Below are 2,234 nucleotides of genomic sequence, written 5' to 3' on the forward strand. Positions count from 1 at the left end.
GCTCGTGTGGTGGGTGGAGGACAGTCGGGCACCAGGCAAATCTGGGAGCCATATGCGCGTCCGGCCCAGTTGCCGCTGTCGTTCGCCCAGCGTCGGTTGTGGTTCATCCATCAGCTAGAGGGACCATCGGCGACATACAACATCCCTCTGGTACTACGCCTAATCGGTCTACTCGACGTCGACGCGCTGACCCTGGCGGTTGCCGATGTCGTAGCCCGGCACGAGAGTGTTCGCACAGTGTTTCCCGCTACGGCTGGCGTGCCCGAGCAGTGCATTCTCGATGCCTCTGAAGGGCTTGTCGCCTGCAAAGTCATCGACGCCACCAACTGGACCGATCAACAGTTGGATGAGGCGGTCGGTATTGTCACCCGCCACGCCTTCGACTTAGAAACCGAGATTCCCTTTCGTGCAAGGCTTTTCGCAGTCTCGACCACGGAACACCATCTGGCCCTGGCAATGCACCACATCGCCGCCGACGGATCATCTCTCTCGCCGCTGGTTCGCGACCTGACTACCGCATATCAGGCCCGCACCACCCGGACGGAGCCAGGCTGGGAGCCGTTGCCCGTTCAGTACGCCGACTTCACAATCTGGCAGCACAAGCTCCTCGGCGAGGCCGACGATCCTAATACCCGATCTGGTCGACAAACAGTTTTCTGGGAGCGGAACCTCGCTGGATACGCGGGACTGCTGGAGCTTCCCACGGACCGGCCTTACCCCGCCGTCGCCAACCATCAGGGCGGCCAAGTCGTCGTCGAATGGCCCGCCGAACTGCAGGAACTCGTGCGGGTTGTGGCGCGGGAACGCAATGCGACGACGTTCATGGTGATGTCGGCGGCGCTTTCGGTGCTGTTGGCGCGTTTGAGCGGGAGCGCGGATGTGGCGTTCGGGGTGCCGACGGCGGGGCGGGGGCGAACCGAGTTTGACGGCATGGTCGGGTTTTTCGTCAACACGCTGGTGTTGCGTACGCGGGTTTCAGCCGAGATGAACTTCGGTGATTTGTTGGAGGAGGTACGGGAGCGGAGCCTGGACGCGTTCGCGAACCAAGATGTGCCGTTCGATGCGCTTGTCGAGCGCCTCAATCCGGTCCGTACGCAGGCTCACCATCCGTTGATCCAAATCCTGTTCGCCTGGCAAAACGTCACCCTGCCCGATCTGTCTCTGCCAGGTCTCGACATTTCCCCGCAGCGCACGGACACCTTGACCGCTCGAATGGACTTGACTTTCAGCCTGCGTGAGCGGTTCGACAACTCCGGCCGTCCCATAGGCATTGGGGGTCTGGTCGAGTACCGCACCGACGTCTATGACGCCGAAACTGTAAAACAACTTGTTACCCGCTGGCAGCGGGTGCTCACGACGATGCTCGCCGGCACGGACCGCTCGGTGGCGTCAATCGACTTGCTTGACGAGAGAGAACTGACGCAGCTGGACGCCCTCGGAGCGCGGTCAGTGCTAAATGAATCGATCGTGGACCCCGCGATTCCGGAGTTGTTCGCCGAGCAGGTGAGGGTGCGGCCGGACGTCATAGCGGTGGTGTTCGAGGGTCGGTCGTGGACGTATCAGGAGTTGGACGACACATCGACGCAGTTGGCTCATTTGTTGGCTGGGCGTGGGGTGGGAGTAGAGGACGTTGTTGCACTGTTGCTGCCACGTTCGGAACACACTGTGATAGCCATACTTTCGGTGCTGAAGCTGGGTTCTGCTTACTTGCCGATCGACATCAACACCCCTGACGAGCGCCTGGCATTCGTTCTACAAGACGCTGCGCCGGCCGCGATTTTGACCACGGTGAGCCTCGCTGGTCGCGTCAGTAAGTCCGGGGTCCCACTGATAGATGTCGAGGATCCCAAGGTCGCTGAACAGCCGACGACGACGTTGCCGGTGCCGAATGCTGACCTCCTCGCGTACATCATCTACACCTCAGGAACGACAGGCACACCCAAAGGCGTCGGCATCACACAAACGAACGTCACCCAGACCTACGCAGCTTCGGAACATGCTTTCAAACATTCCCCAGATCAGGTGTGGTCGATGTTCCATTCGTACTCGTTCGATGTGTCGGTGTGGGAGATGTGGGGCGCTCTGCTGCACGGCGGCCGCTTGGTGATCATCCCTGAGCATGCCGCCCGCTCCGCAACGGACTTTCACCGAATCCTGGTAGACGAGCAGGTCACCACCGTCAACCAGACCCCGTCCGCACTCGAGATGCTCTCGCCCGAGGGAATAGATCAAGT

Annotated in this window: 1 protein-coding gene; it reads left to right on the forward strand. The window is 60.9% G+C overall.

Annotated features, from left to right (window positions below; genetic code table 11):
• Positions 1–9 precede the first annotated feature (9 nt).
• The coding region (locus RFA01S_RS27225; RefSeq protein ID WP_255283989.1) for a non-ribosomal peptide synthetase at positions 10–2,234 on the forward strand (2,225 nt) is incomplete at its 3' end.

It is taken from the genome of Rhodococcoides fascians NBRC 12155 = LMG 3623, assembly GCF_001894785.1.
Classification (GTDB): Bacteria; Actinomycetota; Actinomycetes; order Mycobacteriales; family Mycobacteriaceae; genus Rhodococcoides; species Rhodococcoides fascians.